Here is an 18,941-nt window from a genome sequence, read left to right as displayed (position 1 = left end):
GTCGATTGTTCTTGTTGGGGGCGATCGTTGCTCGTCGCTCCATCGTGCATTCAATACCTATCGACGGCCGTCAGCAAGGAGAACGCACCGCATGAGCGTCGCAGGGCCGGCGATCCTTCGATGCTGGAATATTCCGGCGCGTGAGATTTGCGGCGCCAACCCACCGCTGGAGTTGCTTCTTGCAGAGGCGGCGATCTTGAATTGCACCGCCGCTCAGTGGCCCATCTCGCTGGAGATGATATTGCCGAACAGCTCCCATTTCCTGCCCTTGAACCGCATCATCTGGAGCTGCTCGATCGGGGCGTAATTGTCCGGCGCGGTATTGATCTTGATGCCGGGCAGCAGCGTATCGGGTTCGAAATCCTTCAGGCTGGTGGCCTGCTTCATGACGTTCTCGCGGGTGAGATCGTCGCCGCACATCTGCAGCACCTTCACCATGGTCTGCGCGGCGGCATAGCCGAACACGACGCCGGCATCGAGCTTGTTGGCCTTGGGGTCATACTGGGCGAGGAAACTGTAGAACTTTCTCATGCCGTCATCGGCATTCCACTGCGGATCGGAGCCGTCCTTGGTGTAGCTCGCCGACAGGATGCCTTGCGAGATCTCGAACCCCGCCGGTTCGATCACGCCGCCGACCGAGGCGGAGACGTTGGAGATGACGTGGACCGGATGCCAGTTGATCTCTGCCGCCTTCTTGATCGCCTGCGCCGTGAATTTCGGTGTGGTGATGCTGATGAAGACGTCGGCGCCGGAGGCTTTCAATTTGACGACGTGCTCGTCGACGGCCGGCTCCGAGGTGCTGTAGGCCTCTTCCAGCACGATCATCGAAGCCTTGGCGCCGAGGCCCTCCTTCAGCCCGTTCAGATAGTCCTTGCCGAAATCGTCGTTCTGGTAGAGCACGCCGATCTTTCCGTCCGGCTTCTCCTTCATGAGGTATTTGCCGTAAATGCGCGCCTCGCTCGCGTAGTTCGGCTGCCAACCCATGGTCCAGGGATATTGCTCTGGATCGTTCCATTTCGACGCGCCGCTCGCCACGAACAATTGCGGCACCTTCTTCTCGTTCATGTATTTGCGGATGGCGCTGTTGGTGGAGGTGCCGAGTGAGCCGAAGATCAGGAGCACCCCGTCGCTCTCGACCAGCTTCCGCGCCTGCTCCACCGTTTTCGGCGGCGAGTAGGCGTCATCATAGGAAATGAACTTGATCTTGCGGCCGTTGATGCCGCCCTCGGCATTGACCTTGTTGAAATAGGCCTCCTCGGTCCGGCCGATCGAGGCATAGGCGGAGGCCGGCCCGCTATAGGGCATGATGTTACCGATCTTGATCTCGGTATCAGATGCGCCGCTGTCGTATTTCTTCTGCGCCAGCGCTTCGCTGCTCATTGCAGTGCACAAGGCGAGCGCGACCCAGAGGGACGCAACCTGGAAACGAACCGCGAGCATTGTTCTCCTTCCTCGGGGTGGATGGGTCGCATTGAACAAGATTGATACCCGCCGTCAACAAAAAGCCCCCGCGGTTGCCCGCGGGGGCCATCTACGCCGGATCGTTGCGTCAGCGGGTCACTCGGAGGCGACGTCGCCGCTGATGATCTCGCCGAACAGTTCCCACTTCTCGCCCTTGAAGCGCTGCATCTGGAGCTGGGCGATCGGGGCGAAGTCGGTGGCGCTGGTGTTGATCTTGACGCCGGGCAGCAGCGTGTCCGGCGCAAAATCCTTCAACGAAGCCGCCTGCTTCATGAGGTTGGCACGGGTGAGATCGTCGCCGCACATTTCCAGCGCCTTGGCCAGGGTCGACGCGGCGCCGTAGCCATAGACCATGCTGGTATCGGACTTGTCGGCACCCGGCATGTACTTGTCGACGAACTCGTTCCACCTCTTCATGCCGGGATCATTGGCCCATTGCGGGTCGGTGGAGTCCTTGGCATAGGCTGCCGACAACACGCCCTGCGCGTTTTCGAAGCCGGCTGGCTTCATCACGCTGCCAACCGAGATCGACACGTTGGTGAGGATCTGGAGCGGCTTCCAGCTGAGCTCGGCGGTCTTCTTGATGGTCTGGGCCGCGAACTTCGGCGTGGTGTAGATCAGGAGCACGTCGGGATTGGCCGCCTTGATCTTGACGATGTGACCGTCGATCGACGGCTCGGAGACCTCGTAGCTCTCTTCCATGATGATCATGGACGAGGCCTTCGCGCCGAGACCGTCCTTGGTGCCCTTGAGGTAGTCTTTGCCGAAATCGTCGTTCTGATAGAGGATCGCGATCTTGGCGTCCGGCTTCTCCTTCATCAGCCATTTGGCGTAGATGTGCGCTTCGCTCTGGTAGGAGGGCTGCCAGCCCATCGTCCAGGGGAAGTTCTTCGGATCGTTCCACTTGGTGGCGCCGGTGGCGACGAAGAGCTGCGGGATCTTCTTGGCGTTGAGGTATTTCTGGATCGCCGTGTTCGAGGGCGTGCCGAGCGGGTTGAAGACGGCCAGCACCTCGTCGCTCTCGACCAGCTTGCGGACCTGCTCGACGGCCTTCGGCGGCGAATAGCCGTCGTCATAGGTGACGAAGTTGATCTTGCGACCGTTGATGCCGCCCTTGTCGTTGACCATTCTGAAATAGGCCTCTTCGGTCTTGCCGATGATGCCATAGGCCGAGGCCGGACCGCTATACGGCATGATGTTGCCGATCTTGATCTCGGTATCGGACGCGCCGGTGTCGTATTTCTTTTGGGCGAGTGCAGCGCCGGAGGTGAGGGTGACGGCCGCCGTTGCCGTGACCAGCGCGGCGGCTCGCAGTGTTCTTCCGAAAAGCAATTGGGTCTCCTTGGTTAGACGACAGTCCTTGAGAGTTTTCAGTTCTTCTTGAGCTTGTTGACGAGTTGCTGGCCCAGGATCGCGACCTGCCGCGCGCCATGCGGCACGAGGTAGATGACGAGGAACAACAGCACGCCGAACACCGCGCCGGAGAGCCCCTTGGAGATGCTTTCCGCCATGTTTGGCACGAAGATGATGAAGGCCGCTCCGACGAACGAGCCGGGCAGCCAGCCGACGCCGCCGACGACCATGCCGAGGAACAGCGAGATCGCGAGCGTGATGGTGTAGCTGTCGGGGGCCACGAACTGCACGGCGATGGCGCCGAGCGAGCCGGCGATACCGGTGACGGCGGCGGAGACGCCAAAGGCCAGCGTCTTGTAGCGCGCGACGTCGACGCCCATGGCCGATGCCGCAATCTCGTTGTCGCGGATCGCCATGAATGCGCGGCCCGAGCGGGAGCGCAGCAGGTTCACCGCGAAAATGTAGATCGCGATCGTCACGACGAGCGTGAAGTAATACAGCCACATGTCCTGCGACATCGGCAGGCCGAACGGTGCGTCCGGCTTGGTGACGACGAGGCCCTGCACGCCGCCGGTCCAGTGTTCCAGGAAGTTCAGCTTCAACAGCTGCGGCATCGCGGTGGCGAGCGCGAACGTCGCGAGCGCGAGGTAGACGCCCGACAGCCGCAGGGCCGGCTTGCCGAACAGGTAACCGAATCCGAAGCAGACCACCGCGGAGATCGGAATGGTCAGTGCGTAGTTGATGTTGGCATGCTCCATCAACACCGCCGAGGTATAGGCGCCGACGGCGTAGAACGCGCTCTGTCCGAGCGAGAACTGGCCGGAGCCGCCGGTCAGGATGTTCAGCGCCAGCACGGCGAGCCCGTAGATCAGGAGCATCGTCATCTGGAAGATGATGAAGTTCTTGACGAGCAGCGGCACGATCAACAGCGCAGCCAGCACCACCAGCGAGGTGCCGGTGCCCAGTGTCATGGCCCGCTTCGGAACGGCCTCGACAGCCTGGTGGCCTTCGGCAACGACTTCTTCTGCTGCGCTCATGATCAAACTCGCTTGACGATGTGCCGGCCGAACAGGCCAGCGGGTTTGACGACCAGGACGGAGATGATCAGCGCGAGCGCGATCGGAAGTTTCAGCTCGTTGCCGACGCCGGGGATGTAGGTGCCGGCGAGGTTCTCGAAGATACCCATGAGAAAGCCGCCGACGACGGCGCCGAACGGGCTGGTCAATCCGCCGAGCACGGCGGCTGCAAAACCGTAGATCAGAACGCCGCCCATCATGTTGGGCTCCAGGAACACGACCGGCGCGATCAGCATGCCGGCGATGGCGCCGATCGCCGAGGCCATGCCCCAGCCGAGCGCGATCATCCAGCTCGTGTTGATGCCGACGAGGCGGGCGGATTCAGGCACCGAGGCGGCGGCCCGCATGGCGAGGCCGATCCGCGTGTACTGGAAGAAGAAATAGAGGCCGATCAGCAGCAGCACCGTGACGCCGATCATGCCGGCCTGGTGGGTCGAGATCAGCTGGCTGCCGAGGAACGGCGAGGAGCCGAACGGGGTCGGGTACTGCTTGATGGTGAAGTCCCAGATCAGGCCGGCCGAGGAATTGATGATCGCGAACAGGGCGATGAAGCCGGCGACGTTGGTCAGCACCGGCGCCTTCGCGAGCGGCTTGAACAGGATGCGCTCGATCGCGACGCCGCCGACGAAGGCGAAGGCCAGCGTGATCACGAACGCAGCCCAATAGGGCACGCCCCACTGCATCAGCTGCCATGAGACGAAAGTGGCAAACATCGCCATCTCGCCTTGTGCGAAGTTGAGATGGTCGATGGCTTGGTAGATCATCACCACGGCCAGCGCCATGCAGGCGTAGATGGCGCCGGTGGCGATTCCAGCCAGGATCTGGTTGGTGAACAGCTCCATTGTCCCGGCTCCCTCAGTAACCCAGATAGGATTTGCGGATTTCTTCGTTGTTCGCGATGTCCTTGGCCTTGCCCGACATCACGATGCGTCCGGTCTCGATCACATAGGCCTGGTCGGCGAGTTCGAGCGCGAGCTGGGCGTTCTGCTCGACCACCAGGATCGACACCTTGTCCTCGCGGTTGATCTTGCCGAGGATGCCGAACAGGTCGCGCACCACCAGCGGCGCGAGTCCGAAGGAGGGCTCGTCCAGCAGCATCAGCCGCGGCCGCAGCATCAGGGCGCGGGCGACCGCGAGCATCTGCTGCTCGCCGCCGGACAGCGTGCCGGCCACCTGGGTGTGCCGCTGCTTCAGCACCGGGAAGTGGGCGTACATGCGCTCGATGTCGGAGACGATGCCGGCGCTGTCCTTGCGGGTGATGGCGCCGAGCTGCAGGTTCTCCTCCACCGTCATGGTGGTGAAGGTGCCGCGGCCCTGCGGCACGTGGGCGATGCCGAACCGCACGATGCTTTCGGTCGAGCGGTTGTTCAGCGGCTTGCCTTCGAACTCGATGCCGCCGGTGGAGCGCACCATGTTGCAGATCGCGCGGAGCGTGGTGGTCTTGCCGGCGCCGTTGGCCCCGAGCAGCGTCGTGAGGGAGCCCTCGTTCAGCGAGAAGGACAGGCCATGGAGCGCCTGGACCTGGCCGTAATAAGCGCGCAGGTCCTTGACGTTGAGCAGTGTCGTCATTGGTCTTTGCTCCCGAGATACGCCTTGATGACGTCGGGGTCCGCCTGCACCTGGGCAGGGGTGCCTTCCGCGAGCTTCTTGCCGAAATTCAGCGCGACGACGTGGTCGGCGATCGACATCACAAGACCCATATGGTGCTCGACCAGCAGCACGGTCATGTGGCGCTCATCGCGGATGCGGCGGATGAGATCGCCGAGCACATAGACCTCCTCATGATTGAGGCCGCCGGCCGGCTCGTCGAGCAGCAGGATCTTCGGATCGGCCGCCAGCGCGCGCGCCAGCTCGACGCGCTTCTGCGTGCCGAAGGGCAGGCCGGACACGACGGTGTGGGCGACGTCCTCGAGATCGAGATAGGCGAGGATCTCGTGCACCTTCCTGTTGACGTCAGTCTCGCTGCGCCGAACCCAGGCAAGCCTCAGGGAATCGCTGATGATGTCGCTCGAGGTCTTCGAATGCGCACCGACGCGGACGTTGTCCATCACCGACAAATTCGGGAACAGTGCCACGTTCTGGAAGGTGCGGCCGATGCCGATCTCGGCGATCCGGTGCGGCGGCCGCGAGAGGATGCTGACGCCTTCCATCAGGATGTCGCCGGACGACGGCTGGTACAGCCGCGAGAGGCAGTTGAAGAGCGTGGTCTTGCCGGCGCCGTTGGGGCCGATCAATCCCAAGATCTGACCCTTGTGCATGTCGAACGACACGCCGTTGAGCGCGATGATGCCGCCGAACACGACGCTGACGTCGCGAACTGCGAGCAGGGGCGATGTCCCCCGCGCGAGCTGTGCCTGCGTCATCTCGTCTCGCTCACGTCGTTCAGTGAGCGATGGGGCGATGCGGACCGCTCCCGATGATGACAAAGGCTATCTGAACCCCTCGGCCACACGTGCAACTTTTCCTCCTGATTTCAGCTTTTTGCTGACGTCTTTTTTTGAGTGCGGCATCAGACCCCCGAGCGCCGCTTCGATGTTCCTTACCATCGCAAGCAGACGCGGTCCAATGTCGTTGATCAAGCGCTCTTCCGTGAAGCGGAATGCCGGCGCGCCGCAATTGAATGCGTAAGGTCCGGTTCCGTCGTTGAGCTTGAGTGCGACGCCGGCGGCGCCGATGTCGTCGTGCCAGTCGCCGACGGATATCGCAAAACCGTACTTCGCCACGGTTTCGCCGGAACGCTCCAATCCGTCGCGCATCTTCGGCCAGCGGCTGCCGTAATGTTCGCGCAGGATGCGCGACACTTCAGCGCGACCCTCGTCGTCGAGCGCCCAGAAATAAGCGCGGCCCATCGCACTGGTTGCAATCGGCACGCGCGCGCCGACGTCAAGTTGAACGCCGACCGTCTCGCTACCGCGGCTCTGCCCGAAATAGATCATGCTGTGACGGTCGCGGCCGCCGACGGCGACGGCACCGCCGGTCGCGCGCATTACTTCCTCCCGGAACGGCTCCGACAAATGCCGAACGCCCAGATTGGCTAACGCCGCGTAACCGAGCGCCATCGCAGCGGGTGCGAGCTGGTACTTCTCGAAGCGGGGAACCGGCGTCAGATATCCAAGCTTGGTCAACGTGTAGGTCAGCCGCGACACGGTGGGCTTGGGCAGATTGGTGCGGGCCGCAATCTCCTGATTGCCGAGCAGGCCGTCATTGGGTTGGAACGCGCGCAATACATCCAGTCCGCGGGAAAGCGCGACGACGAAATTCCGATCGGTCGCAGTCTTCTTTCCTGTACGCTTCATCCCTGATCTGCTTCTTGCGCGGAGTCGTTGACAACGTCCGTGCTTCAAAATAACCCTGCCGTCAAGATGCGGAATTAAATTCCGCACCGCGAAATCGAACAAAAGTAAATCCCCACCAAGGAGGGACACCGTGAGCGAAGTGGTCAAGCTTGAGCGTCATGACGAAATCGGGATCGTCACGGTCAACAGTCCTCCGGTCAATGCGCTGAGTGCCGCAGTCCGCGGCGGCATTCTGGAATGCATCAAGGCCGCAATCGCCGATCCCGCCATCAAGGGCATCGTGCTGACTTGCGCCGGCCGTACCTTCATCGCCGGAGCCGACATCACCGAATTCGGCAAGCCGCCGAAGCCGCCGGCCCTCAACGACGTGCTGTCCGAGATCGAGAATTCGCCGAAGCCCGTCGTTGCCGCGATCCACGGCACCGCGCTCGGCGGCGGCCTCGAGGTTGCGCTGGCCTGTCATTTCCGCGTCGCGGTGAAAGAAGCCAAGCTCGGCCTGCCTGAGGTGAAGCTGGGCCTGCTGCCGGGCGCGGGCGGCACCCAGCGCCTGCCGCGCGCGGTCGGGCCGGAACTCGCAGTCAAGATGATCGTCGGCGGCGACCCCATCGGTGCGGCGGAAGCGCTGAAGAACGGCCTGATCGAGGAGATCGTCGAGGGCCCGGCTTCGCGCGGCGAAGCCTTCGTGCGCAAGCTGCTGGCCGAGAAGCGCCCGCTGCGCCGCTTGCGCGACGACGATTCCAAGATCGCGGCGGCCAAGGCCGACCGCTCGATCTTCACCAATGCCGTCGCCGCCATGACCAAGAAGTCACGCGGCCTGGAGGCGCCGTTCGCGGCGGCTGACGCCGTCGGCTACGCCATCGACCTTCCGTTCGACGAAGGGTTGAAGAAGGAGCGCGAGGGCTTCCTGAAGCTCGTCGCCAGCGACCAGTCCAAGGCGCAGCGCTATGCGTTCTTCGCCGAGCGCGAAGCCGCCAAGATCGCGGGTGTCCCCGAAGGCACCAAGTCGCGCCCTGTGAACCGCGTCGCCATCCTCGGCGCCGGCACCATGGGCGGCGGCATCGCGATGTCGTTCGCCAATGCCGGCATCCCAGTCACGCTGATCGAGACCGCCGAGGAGCAGCTCAAGCGCGGCATGGGCGTCATGCAGAAGAACTGGGAGGCGACGGCAGCGCGCGGCGGCATCCCGGCGGACGCGCCCGCCAAGCGTATGGCGCTGATCGACGGCAAGGTCGGCATCGAGAATGTCGGCGACGCCGATCTCGTCATCGAGGCCGTGTTCGAGACCATGGCGGTGAAGAAGGAAGTGTTCGCCAAGCTCGACCAGTACGCCAAGCCCGGCGCGGTGCTCGCCTCCAACACCTCCTACCTCAACATCGACGAGATCGCGAAGTCGACCAAGCGTCCGCAGGACGTGCTCGGCATGCACTTCTTCTCGCCGGCCAACGTCATGAAGCTGTGCGAGATCGTGCGTGCCGACAAGACCGCGCCGGACGCTCTCGTGACGGCTGTCACGATCGCGCGCAAGATTGCAAAAGTGCCGGCCGTGGTCGGCGTCTGCGACGGCTTCGTCGGCAACCGCATGCTGGCGCAGCGCGGCAAGCAGTCCGAGAAGCTGCTGTTCGAAGGCGCGCTGCCGCAGCAGGTCGATGCCGTCGTCACCAAGTTCGGCATGCCGATGGGGCCGTTCGCGATGGGCGACCTCGCCGGCCTCGACATCGGCTGGCGCTCGCGCAAGGACCGCGGCATCAAGTCGGAGATCGCGGACGCGCTGTGCGAAGCCGGCCGCTTCGGCCAGAAGACCGGCAAGGGCTACTACAAGTATGAAGCAGGCAGCCGCGCCCCGCTGCCCGACCCCGAGGTCGAGAAGCTGATCGACGAGACGCTTGCCCGCCTCGGCCGCAAGAAGCGCGTCGTCAGCGACGAGGAGATCCTCGAGCGCATGATGTATCCGATGATCAACGAGGGCGCGAAGATCCTCGAAGAGGGCATCGCGGCGCGTCCGTCCGACATCGACGTGGTCTGGCTCTATGGCTATGGCTGGCCGATCTACCGCGGCGGCCCGATGTACTGGGCCGACAGCGTCGGCCTCAAGCACATCGCCGATCGCCTGTCCTTCTATGCCAAGGAGACCAACGACCCGAGCCTCGAGCCCGCCCCGCTGCTGAAGAAGCTCGCGGCCGAAGGCAAGACGTTTGCCTCGCTCGCGGCGGCGTCGAAAGCGGCGTGATCGGATTGGTAACTGCCGCGATGTCGCGCTCCGGGCAACGCTCTCTCCGTTCCCTCCCCCCTTGTGGGGGAGGGTCAGGGAGGGGGGTGGCTCCGGGCGAGGTTCGAGTTTGTGGCTACCCCTCTCCCCAACCCTCCCCCACAAGGGGGGAGGGAGCCCGAGCGCCCGTGCCTGCCTCACATGGAATTGCTGCCCAGGCAGCGAAGAGTATCGACCGCTAATGACCCATCCCGGCGAACAGTTTTACCCCGAGGGCGTGCGTTGGGACGAGACTATCGTCCAGGGCACGCTGCCCGACCTGTTGGCGAAGGCCGCCGCCGAGTACGGCCCGCGCACCGCGTTGGAATTCCGGGACCGTCCGATCAGCTATGCCGAGCTGGCAGCTCAGGCGGACCGCGCTGCCGCGGCGTTCCTGCGTGCCGGCTGCGGCAAGAACTCTTCCGTCGCGCTGTTCCTCGGCAACACGCCTGATCATCCCGTCAATTTCTTCGGCGCGCTGAAGGCAGGTAGCCGCGTTGCGCATCTGTCCCCGCTCGACGGCGAGATCGCGCTGACGCACAAGGTCTCCGACTCCGGCTCGCGCCTGCTCGTCACCTCGAACCTCCAGGCCTTGCTGCCGACCGCGCTGAAATTTCTGGAGAAGGGGCTGATCGACCGCCTGGTCGTCTGCGAGGACGATCATTGGGGCAAGGTCGGCACGCCGCAGACGGCAATCCCCGACGATCCCCGCATCGTGACCTTCAAGACCTTCGTCGAGGGGGCGACCCCGCCGGCACAGTGGCCGAACGTGAGGGCCGACGACGTCGCGCTGCTGCAATATACCGGCGGCACCACCGGCCTGCCCAAGGGCGCGATGCTCACGCACGGCAATCTCACCGCGGCGGTGTCGATCTACGACGTTTGGGGCAAGCCGGGGCGTGCCGCGCGTGGCGCTGCCATCGAGCGCGTCATCTGCGTGCTGCCGCTGTTCCACATCTACGCGCTTACCGTCGTGCTGTTGTCCTCGCTCCGCCGCGGCAATCTGATCTCGCTGCACCAGCGCTTCGACGTCGAGGCGGTGATACGCGACATCGAGGTCAAGCGCGCCACCTACTTTCCGGGCGTGCCGACGATGTGGATCGCGATCGCCGCGCTGCCCGATCTCGACAAGCGCGACTTTTCCTCGCTCGCCACCATCGGCTCCGGCGGCGCGCCGCTGCCGGTCGAGATCGCGGGCTTCTTCGAACGCAAGGTCGGCAAGAAGCTCAAGAGCGGCTGGGGCATGACCGAGACCTGCTCGCCCGGCACCGGCCATCCGCCCGAGGGCCCCGAGAAACCGGGCTCGATCGGCCTGACGCTGCCCGGGATCGAGCTCGACGTCGTCGCGCTCGACGATCCCCGGCGCGTGCTGCCGCCCGGCGAGGTCGGCGAGATCCGCATCAAGGGCCCGAACGTCACCAAGGGCTATTGGAACAGGCCGGAGGGCTCCACGGATGCCTTCGTCGACGGCCGCTTCCTCACCGGCGACATCGGCTACATGGATCAAGACGGTTATTTCTTCCTGGTCGACCGCAAGAAGGACATGATCATCTCCGGCGGCTTCAACGTCTATCCGCAGATGATCGAGCAGGCGATCTACACCATCCCTGGCGTGCACGAGGTGATCGTGCTCGGCATTCCCGACCAGTACCGCGGCGAGGCCGCAAAGGCCTTCATCAAGTTGAAGCCCGGCGCAAAGCCGTTCTCGCTCGACGAGCTGCGCGCGCAGCTCACTGGCAAGCTCGGCAAGCACGAACTGCCGGCCGAAGTCGAGTTCGTCGACGACCTGCCGCGCACGCCGGTCGGGAAATTGTCGCGCCACGAATTGCGCCAGCAGCAGAAACCGTCACAATCCAGCAAAACCGCATCAGGAGTTCGTTCTTGACCGACGCCGTCATCGTTTCCACCGCCCGCACCCCGATCGGCAAGGCCTATCGCGGCGCGCTCAACGCCACCGAGGGTGCGACCCTTCTGGGCCATGCCATCGGCGAAGCCGTCGCGCGCGCCAAGATCGACCCGAAGGAGGTCGAGGACGTCGTGATGGGTGCAGCCCTCCAGCAGGGCGCGACCGGCGGCAACATCGCGCGCAAGGCCCTGCTCCGCGCCGGCCTGCCCGTCACCGTCGCCGGCACCACCATCGACCGGCAATGCGCCTCTGGCCTGCAGGCGATCGCGCTCGCCGCGCGTTCGGTGATCTTCGACGGCGTCGAGATCGCAGTCGGCGGCGGCGGCGAGTCGATCTCGCTGGTGCAGAACGATAAGATGAACGGCTTCCATGCCCAGGACCCCGCGCTGCTCAAGATTAAGGGCGAGGTCTACATGCCCATGATCGACACCGCCGAAGTCGTCGCCAAGCGCTACGGCATCTCGCGCGAGAAGCAGGACGAATATTCGCTGGAGAGCCAGCGCCGCACCGCCGCGGCGCAGCAGGGCGGCAGGTTCAAGGAGGAGATCGCGCCGATCACGACGCAGATGGCCGTCACCGACAAGGCGACCGGCACTGTCTCGATGAAGCAGATCACGCTGTCGCAGGACGAGGGGCCGCGCCCCGAGACCACGATCGAAGGCCTCGCCGGCCTCAAGCCCGTGCGCGGCGAGGGCTTCAGCATCACCGCCGGCAATGCCAGCCAGCTCTCCGACGGCGCCAGCGCCTCGGTCATCATGAGCGACAAGGAAGCCTCAAAGCGCGGCCTCAAGCCGCTCGGCATCTTCCGCGGCTTCGTCTCCGCCGGCTGCGAGCCGGACGAGATGGGCATCGGCCCGGTCTTCGCCGTGCCGCGCCTGCTCAAGCGCCACGGCCTCACCGTCGATGACATCGGGCTCTGGGAGCTCAACGAAGCCTTCGCGGTGCAGGTGCTGTATTGCCGCGATAAGCTCGGCATCGACCCCGAGAAGATCAACGTCGACGGCGGCGCGATCGCGGTCGGCCATCCCTACGGCATGTCCGGCGCGCGCCTCACCGGCCACGCCCTGATCGAGGGCCGCCGCCGCAAAGCCAAATACGCGGTGGTCACCATGTGCGTCGGCGGCGGCATGGGCTCGGCGGGGCTGTTCGAAGTATTGCAGTAATTCACAGGAGGATCCGATGGATCTCGCATTCACGAAAGAAGAGCAGGCGTTTCGCGAGGAAGTGCGGCAGTTCTTCCGCGACAACGTGCCGCCGGAGACGCGGCGCAAGATGGTCGAGGGCCGTCATCTCTCGAAGGACGAGATGGTGACCTGGTGGCGCATTCTCAACAAGAAGGGCTGGGGCGTCAGCCATTGGCCGAAGGAATATGGCGGAACGGGGTGGACCGCCGTGCAGCACTACATCTTCAACGAGGAGCTTCAGGCTCACCCCGCGCCGCAGCCGCTCGCCTTCGGCGTCAGCATGGTCGGCCCCGTCATCTACACCTTCGGCAATGAGGAGCAGAAGAAGAAATACCTGCCGCGCATCGCCAATGTCGACGACTGGTGGTGTCAGGGCTTCTCCGAGCCCGGCTCCGGCTCCGACCTTGCCTCGCTGAAGACGAAAGCCGAGCGCCGTGGCGACAAGTGGATCATCAACGGCCAGAAGACCTGGACCACGCTGGCCCAGCATGCCGACATGATCTTCTGCCTCTGCCGCACCGACAACAACGCCAAGAAGCAGATGGGCATCTCCTTCATCGTGTTCTCGATGAAGTCGAAGGGCGTCACCGTGCGTCCGATCCAGACCATCGACGGCGGCCACGAAGTCAACGAAGTGTTCTTCGACGACGTCGAGGTTCCGGTCGAGAACCTGATCGGCGAGGAGAACAAGGGCTGGGACTACGCCAAATTCCTGCTCGGCAATGAGCGCACCGGCATCGCCCGCGTCGGCGTCTCCAAGGAGCGCATCCGCCGCATCAAGGAGCTCGCCTCCAAAGTCGAATCCGGCGGCAAGCCGATCATCCAGGACGCGGCGTTCCGCGAGAAGCTCGCGGCCTGCGAGATCGAGCTGAAGGCGCTCGAGCTCACCCAGCTTCGCGTCGTCGCCGATGAAGGCAAGCACGGCAAGGGCAAGCCCAACCCGGCCTCCTCGGTGCTGAAGATCAAGGGCTCCGAGATCCAGCAGACCACCACCGAGCTGCTGATGGAAGTGATCGGCCCGTTCGCCGCGCCTTTCGACGAGCACGGCGACGACGGCTCCAACGAAGCCATGGACTGGACCGCCCAGATCGCGCCGAGCTACTTCAACAACCGCAAGGTCTCGATCTACGGCGGCTCCAACGAGATCCAGCGCAACATCATCGCCAAGGCGGTGCTGGGGCTGTGAGTCAACAATGACGGTGTCGTCCCCCGCGAAGGCGGGGGACCCAGTACGCCGCGGCGGTCGTGAGTACGGCAGGCGGCTGCGTTTACTGGATCCCCGCTTTCGCGGGGATGACGACTGAGGATGAGGCGACGGCAGGGCAATTCCCGCCGAATTGGAGAGAAACATGGATTTTGATCTGTCCGAGGAGCAGCGGCTTCTCAAGGAGAGCATCGACGGCCTGCTGACCGATTCCTACAATTTCGAGCAGCGCAAGAAGTACATGAAGGAGAAGGGCGGCTGGAGCAAAACGGTCTGGCTCAAGCTCGCCGAGCAGGGCCTGCTCGGCCTGCCCTTCGCGGAGGCCGATGGCGGCTTCGGCGGCGGCGGCGTCGAGACCATGATCGTGATGGAGGCGCTCGGCAAGGCACTGGTGCTGGAGCCCTATCTCGCCACGGTCGTGATCGGCGGCGGCTTCCTGCGCCATGCCGGCACCGATGCGCAGAAGGCCGCGCACGTGCCTTCGATCATCGACGGCAGCAAGACGCTCGCTTTCGCGCAGCTCGAGAAGAACTCGCGCTACGATCTGTTCGACGTCACCACGACGGCGAAGAAGAAGGGCGATGGCTGGATCATCGACGGCGAGAAGTTCGTCGTGCTCAACGGCGAGAACGCCGACACGCTTGTGGTCACTGCCCGGACCAAGGGCGATCGTCGTGACAGAAGCGGCATCGGCGTGTTCCTGGTGCCAGGGACCGCCAAGGGCGTAACCAGGAAGGGTTATCCGACCCAGGACGGCCTGCACGCCGCCGATATCACCTTCACCGGCGTCGAGGTCGGCACTGAGGCCGTGCTCGGCAATCCCGAGGATTCACTCGCGCTGATCGAGCGCGTGGTGGACGAAGCCCGCGTCGCGCTCTGCGCCGAGGCGGTCGGCCTGATGGACGAATCGCTCAAGACCACCGTCGAGTACATCAAGACGCGCAAGCAGTTCGGCGTCGCCATCGGCTCCTTCCAGTCGCTGCAGCACCGCGCCTCCGACATGTTCGTCGCCGCCGAGCAGGCGCGCTCGATGTCGATGTTCGCGACCATGGCGGGTGATTTCGAGGACGCCAAGGAGCGCACGAATGCGATCGCCGCGGCCAAGGTGCAGATCGGCAAGTCGCTGAAATTCGTCGGCCAGCAGTCGATCCAGCTCCACGGCGGCATCGGCATGACCATGGAGGCGAAAATCGGCCACTACTTCAAGCGCCTCACCATGATCGAGAACACGTTCGGCGACACCGAGTACCACCAGCGCCGCGTCGCCGATGCGGGCGGGTTGATTTAAGCCACCACCGTCATTGCGAGGAGCGTAGCGACGAAGCAATCCAGGCTATCTCCGCGGAAAGATCCTGGATTGCTTCGCTGCGCTCGCAATGACGGCATATGCGGCCGTAGCGGAGACCAACAAATGAAAAACACCCCGTTCGATCTCACCGGCAAGGTCGCCGTCGTCACCGGCTCCAGCCGCGGCATCGGCCGCTCGTCGGCGGAACTGCTCGCCAGGCTCGGCGCCAAGGTCGTGGTCTCCTCGCGCAAGGCCGACGCCTGCAAGGAAGTCGCCGACGGCATCAATGCCGCTGGCGGCGACGCCATCGTCATCCCCTGCAACATCGCGCGCAAGAACGAGGTCGAGGCGCTGATCGCGGGCGCGACGAAGCACTACGGCAAGATCGACATCCTCGTCTGCAACGCCGCCGTCAATCCCTATTACGGTCCGCTGCTCGACATCAGCGATGAAGCCTTCGACAAGATCATGGGCTCGAACGTCAAGAGCAACATCTGGCTCTCCGCGCTCGCGATCCCTGAGATGGCCGAGCGCGGCAATGGCTCGGTGATCATCATCTCCTCGATCGGGGGCTTGCGCGGCTCCACCGTGATCGGCGCCTATGGCATCTCCAAGGCCGCCGACTTTGCGCTGTGCCGCTCGCTCGCCGGCGAATGGGGCCCGAAAGGCGTCCGTGTCAACTGCATCGCGCCGGGCCTCGTCAAGACCGATTTCGCCCGCGCGCTCTGGGAAGACGAAGCCAATTTGAAGCGCCGCACCGCCACCACGCCGCTCCGCCGCATCGGCGAACCCGACGAAATCGCCGGCGCCGTCGCCTACCTCGCCTCGGACGCCTCGAGCTTCATGACCGGCCAGACCATCGTCATCGACGGCGGCGTGACGACGGCCGCGGTGTAGCGCAACACCACTTGCAATTGTGCCGCGCGCACGCTTCACTTCACCCTCCCTGGAGGGGTCCGGGACGAGCATAGCTCGCCCGTGGGACGCTCGCGCGAAGCGCGGGCGGGGTGGGATGAAGCCATAGCAATGGTCTCAACATCAATCCGACGTGCTGCCGCAAAGAAGCTGCGGGCCAACACGACACCGCATGAACGGATACTGTGGCGTGCCCTCAAAGAACTTCCGATGGAAGGCTCACACTTCCGCCGCCAGGCACCGATCGGCCCGTACGTCGTCGATTTCTTCTGCCCGGCCAAGCGCCTCATCATCGAACTCGACGGCGGGCACCACAACGAAGACGCTACGGCCGTCCACGATCTCGAACGTCAACGCTGGCTCGAGAACGAAGGCTATCGCGTCATCCGCTTCTGGAATTCGGAGCTCTCAAACGATCTGACCGCGGTGACGGAGCGGATCTATGTTGAGCTCTACGGCACGCGCGCGTCGGAAACGATGCACCTCGCTCACCGGCGCAAGCGAAAAACGCCAACGTAATCGAGAGGCGCCTTTCTTACCCTTCCCTTGGAGGGGGAGGGTAAGAAAGCGCCTGCCGCGCACGCCTTGACCTCTGGCCGGCAATCCCGTTTTCTCTGCCTCAATCAAACGTGCCCCCCGGGGGAACAACGCCAAGGTAGCCGCCATGTCTTTCGTCCTCGCCATCGACCAGGGCACCACCTCATCGCGCGCGATCGTGTTTCGCGGCGACATCTCCATCGCGGCGAAGGCGCAGGCCGAGTTTCCGCAGCACTTTCCGGCCTCGGGCTGGGTCGAGCACGAGCCTGAGGACATCTGGACCTCGACCGTGATGGTCTGCCGTGAGGCGATCGAGCACGCCGGCATCACCGCAAAGGATATCGCCGCGATCGGCATCACCAACCAGCGCGAGACCACCGTGGTGTGGGACCGCGCCACCGGCCAGGCCGTGCACCGCGCCATCGTCTGGCAGGACCGCCGCACCGCCGACATCTGCGCCAAACTGAAAGCCGACGGCCGCGAGGGCGTGATCTCGCAGAAGACCGGCCTGATCATCGATCCCTATTTCTCCGGCACCAAGGTCGCCTGGATCCTCGATCACGTTCCCGGAGCCCGCGCCCGCGCCGCGCGCGGCGAGCTCATGTTCGGCACCATCGATTGCTACCTGCTGTGGCGCCTCACCGGCGGCAAGGTGCACGCCACCGACGCCACCAATGCCTCGCGTACGCTGCTGTTCAACATCCACACCGGCCAGTGGGACGACGAGCTGCTGGAGATCATCGGCGTGCCGCGCTCGATGCTGCCCGAGGTGAAGGACTCTTCCGCCCGCTTCGGCGAGAGCACGCCCGACCTGTTCGGCGGCCCCATCGCGATATCAGGCATCGCCGGCGACCAGCAGGCCGCCACCATCGGCCAGGCCTGCTTCCGCCCGGGCATGATGAAGTCCACCTACGGCACCGGCTGCTTCGCCTTGCTCAACACCGGCACCACGCCCGTGGTCTCCAAGAACAAGCTGCTCACCACCGTCGCCTATCAGCTCGAGGGCAAACGCACCTACGCGCTGGAAGGCTCGATCTTCGTCGCCGGCTCCGCTGTGCAATGGCTGCGCGACGGCCTCGGCATCATCAAGCACGCCGCCGAGACCGGCCCGCTCGCCGATCAGTCGGACTCCATGCAGAGCGTCTATCTCGTGCCGGCCTTCGTCGGCATGGGCGCGCCCTACTGGAATCCGCGCGTGCGCGGCGCGCTGTTCGGCCTCACCCGCAACACCGGCCCGGCCGAGCTCGCCCATGCCGCGCTGGAGAGCGTCTGCTACCAGACCTTCGACCTCTGGGCCGCGATGCGCGCGGACTGGCCGAGCTCGGAAACCGCCAGCGTCGTGCTCCGCGTCGACGGCGGCATGACCGCGTCCGACTGGACCATGCAGCGTCTCGCCGATCTCCTGGACGCACCGGTCGATCGCCCCGTGATCCAGGAGACCACGGCGCTGGGCGCCGCCTACCTCGCCGGCCTCAACGCCGGCGTCTATCCCGAACCGACCAAGTTCGCCGACAACTGGCGCCTCGAGCATCGCTTCAAGCCGAACATGAGCCAGGCGACGCGCGAGCGGAAGCTCGCGGGGTGGGCGCGCGCGGTGAAGGGCGTGCTCGCGAGCGACGAGGGGGAGGGGTAGGCACGGATCTATCCACGCCGTCGTCCCGGCGAACGCCGGGACCCATACCGCGGAATCTATCCAGAGACTGCGGTAACAGTACCGCACTCAGAGTCTTCGCCAAACCACTCCCTGTGGCTATGGGTCCCGGATCAGCGCTCGCTATGCTCGCTTGTCCGGGACGACAACGGAGCGTGTAGCGATAGTTCTCGCATTCCTCGCGATGACGTGGAGCAACCAAGCATGATCCTCCCCGACGGTTATTCCGACGTCCCCGACGGCAAGATCGCCGCCGTTGTCACCCATCTGGAGATGACCGCGCCGCCGGCACGCCGTGACGATCCCCCCGGCAACTGGACCCTGCGCAAGGTCGACGCCCCCGCGCTTCCCTGGTACCGCGACATCCTCCGCCGCGTCGGCGAGGACTGGCTGTGGTTCTCGCGCGCCCGCATGACCGATGCAGAGCTCGCCGCAATCATCCACGCGCCGGGAATCGAAGTCTACGCCCTCGCCCTCGACGGCCGCGACGAAGGCCTGCTCGAGCTCGACTTCCGCGAGCCCGGCCAATGCGAGCTGGTCTATTTCGGCGTCACCGCACCCTTGATCGGCACCGGCGCCGCCCGCTTCCTGATGAACCGCGCGCTGGAGATTGCGTGGTCACGCGATGTGCACCGTGTCTGGGTGCACACCTGCACCTTCGACCATCCCTCCGCCGTCGCCTTCTACCAGCGCTCCGGCTTCCGCCCGTTCCGCCGCCAGATCGAGATCGCCACTGACCCGCGCCTCGACGGCACCGCGCCGCGCGATGCGGCGCGGCATGTACCGATCATCGAATAGCATGCAGCCGGCTCTACACCGTCATTG

16 protein-coding genes are annotated in these 18,941 nt (G+C 64.6%); 9 read left to right on the top strand and 7 right to left on the bottom strand.

All coding sequences use genetic code 11. The annotated features are described in order from the left end of the window. Positions 1 to 213: 213 nt before the first annotated feature. From EHH60_RS09965 to EHH60_RS09935, 7 genes are all read right to left on the bottom strand, one after another. Positions 214 to 1,440, bottom strand: a complete 1,227-nt coding sequence (locus EHH60_RS09965; protein ID WP_124159289.1) for an ABC transporter substrate-binding protein — start codon at positions 1,438 to 1,440, stop codon at positions 214 to 216. 117 nt (positions 1,441 to 1,557) lie between these two features. Then, positions 1,558 to 2,793, bottom strand: coding sequence for an ABC transporter substrate-binding protein (locus EHH60_RS09960; protein WP_124159288.1), 1,236 nt, complete (start codon positions 2,791 to 2,793; stop codon positions 1,558 to 1,560). Between the two features lie 38 nt (positions 2,794 to 2,831). Further along, positions 2,832 to 3,851 (bottom strand): branched-chain amino acid ABC transporter permease, encoded by a 1,020-nt coding sequence (locus EHH60_RS09955; protein ID WP_124159287.1) that lies wholly within the window; start codon positions 3,849 to 3,851, stop codon positions 2,832 to 2,834. A gap of 2 nt (positions 3,852 to 3,853) precedes the next feature. Beyond that, positions 3,854 to 4,732, bottom strand: coding sequence for a branched-chain amino acid ABC transporter permease (locus EHH60_RS09950; protein WP_124159286.1), 879 nt, complete (start codon positions 4,730 to 4,732; stop codon positions 3,854 to 3,856). A 13-nt stretch (positions 4,733 to 4,745) separates the two neighbouring features. Next, positions 4,746 to 5,459 (bottom strand): ABC transporter ATP-binding protein, encoded by a 714-nt coding sequence (locus EHH60_RS09945; protein WP_124159285.1) that lies wholly within the window; start codon positions 5,457 to 5,459, stop codon positions 4,746 to 4,748. Further along, complete coding sequence (locus EHH60_RS09940) at positions 5,456 to 6,253, bottom strand: ABC transporter ATP-binding protein (RefSeq protein ID WP_124159284.1); 798 nt, start codon at positions 6,251 to 6,253, stop codon at positions 5,456 to 5,458. Before EHH60_RS09940 ends, EHH60_RS09945 begins: the two co-directional genes overlap by 4 nt. A gap of 66 nt (positions 6,254 to 6,319) precedes the next feature. Further along, the gene (locus EHH60_RS09935) at positions 6,320 to 7,186 is read right to left on the bottom strand and encodes an IclR family transcriptional regulator (RefSeq protein ID WP_199751403.1); all 867 of its coding nucleotides are present in this window, start codon (positions 7,184 to 7,186) and stop codon (positions 6,320 to 6,322) included. A gap of 130 nt (positions 7,187 to 7,316) precedes the next feature. Between EHH60_RS09935 and EHH60_RS09930 the strand changes: the two genes are divergently transcribed. The 9 genes from EHH60_RS09930 to EHH60_RS09890 all read left to right on the top strand — a co-directional run bounded on the left by EHH60_RS09930 (position 7,317) and on the right by EHH60_RS09890 (position 18,914). Then, positions 7,317 to 9,413 carry a 3-hydroxyacyl-CoA dehydrogenase NAD-binding domain-containing protein gene (locus EHH60_RS09930; RefSeq protein ID WP_124159283.1) on the top strand — a complete coding sequence of 699 codons (2,097 nt, stop codon included), beginning with the start codon at positions 7,317 to 7,319 and terminating at the stop codon, positions 9,411 to 9,413. A 220-nt stretch (positions 9,414 to 9,633) separates the two neighbouring features. Then, entirely contained in the window at positions 9,634 to 11,316 is a 1,683-nt protein-coding gene (gene pimA, locus EHH60_RS09925) for a dicarboxylate--CoA ligase PimA (RefSeq protein WP_124159282.1), read from the top strand. Then, entirely contained in the window at positions 11,313 to 12,500 is a 1,188-nt protein-coding gene (locus tag EHH60_RS09920) for an acetyl-CoA C-acyltransferase (protein WP_124159281.1), read from the top strand. The genes pimA and EHH60_RS09920 overlap by 4 nt, the downstream gene beginning before the upstream one ends. Positions 12,501 to 12,516: 16 nt before the next feature. Beyond that, entirely contained in the window at positions 12,517 to 13,707 is a 1,191-nt protein-coding gene (pimC, locus tag EHH60_RS09915) for a pimeloyl-CoA dehydrogenase large subunit (RefSeq protein WP_124159280.1), read from the top strand. 163 nt (positions 13,708 to 13,870) lie between these two features. Beyond that, complete coding sequence (gene pimD / locus EHH60_RS09910; protein ID WP_124159279.1) at positions 13,871 to 15,013, top strand: pimeloyl-CoA dehydrogenase small subunit; 1,143 nt, start codon at positions 13,871 to 13,873, stop codon at positions 15,011 to 15,013. Between the two features lie 123 nt (positions 15,014 to 15,136). Continuing rightward, positions 15,137 to 15,910 (top strand): SDR family NAD(P)-dependent oxidoreductase, encoded by a 774-nt coding sequence (locus EHH60_RS09905; RefSeq protein WP_124159278.1) that lies wholly within the window; start codon positions 15,137 to 15,139, stop codon positions 15,908 to 15,910. Positions 15,911 to 15,991: 81 nt separating this feature from the next. Then, on the top strand, positions 15,992 to 16,447 hold the full coding sequence (locus tag EHH60_RS09900; RefSeq protein ID WP_245454445.1) for an endonuclease domain-containing protein: 456 nt from the start codon (positions 15,992 to 15,994) through the stop codon (positions 16,445 to 16,447). Positions 16,448 to 16,592: 145 nt separating this feature from the next. Beyond that, on the top strand, positions 16,593 to 18,098 hold the full coding sequence (glpK, locus tag EHH60_RS09895) for a glycerol kinase GlpK (RefSeq protein ID WP_124159277.1): 1,506 nt from the start codon (positions 16,593 to 16,595) through the stop codon (positions 18,096 to 18,098). A gap of 222 nt (positions 18,099 to 18,320) precedes the next feature. Next, on the top strand, positions 18,321 to 18,914 hold the full coding sequence (locus EHH60_RS09890; RefSeq protein WP_124159276.1) for a GNAT family N-acetyltransferase: 594 nt from the start codon (positions 18,321 to 18,323) through the stop codon (positions 18,912 to 18,914). The last annotated feature ends 27 nt before the right edge of the window (positions 18,915 to 18,941 follow it).

The sequence above is a fragment of the Bradyrhizobium sp. RP6 genome (assembly GCF_003837805.1).
Taxonomy (GTDB): Bacteria; Pseudomonadota; Alphaproteobacteria; order Rhizobiales; family Xanthobacteraceae; genus Bradyrhizobium.
The sequence above is the reverse complement of the archived record's forward strand: the minus strand, read 5'-3'. Positions and strand labels throughout refer to the sequence as shown.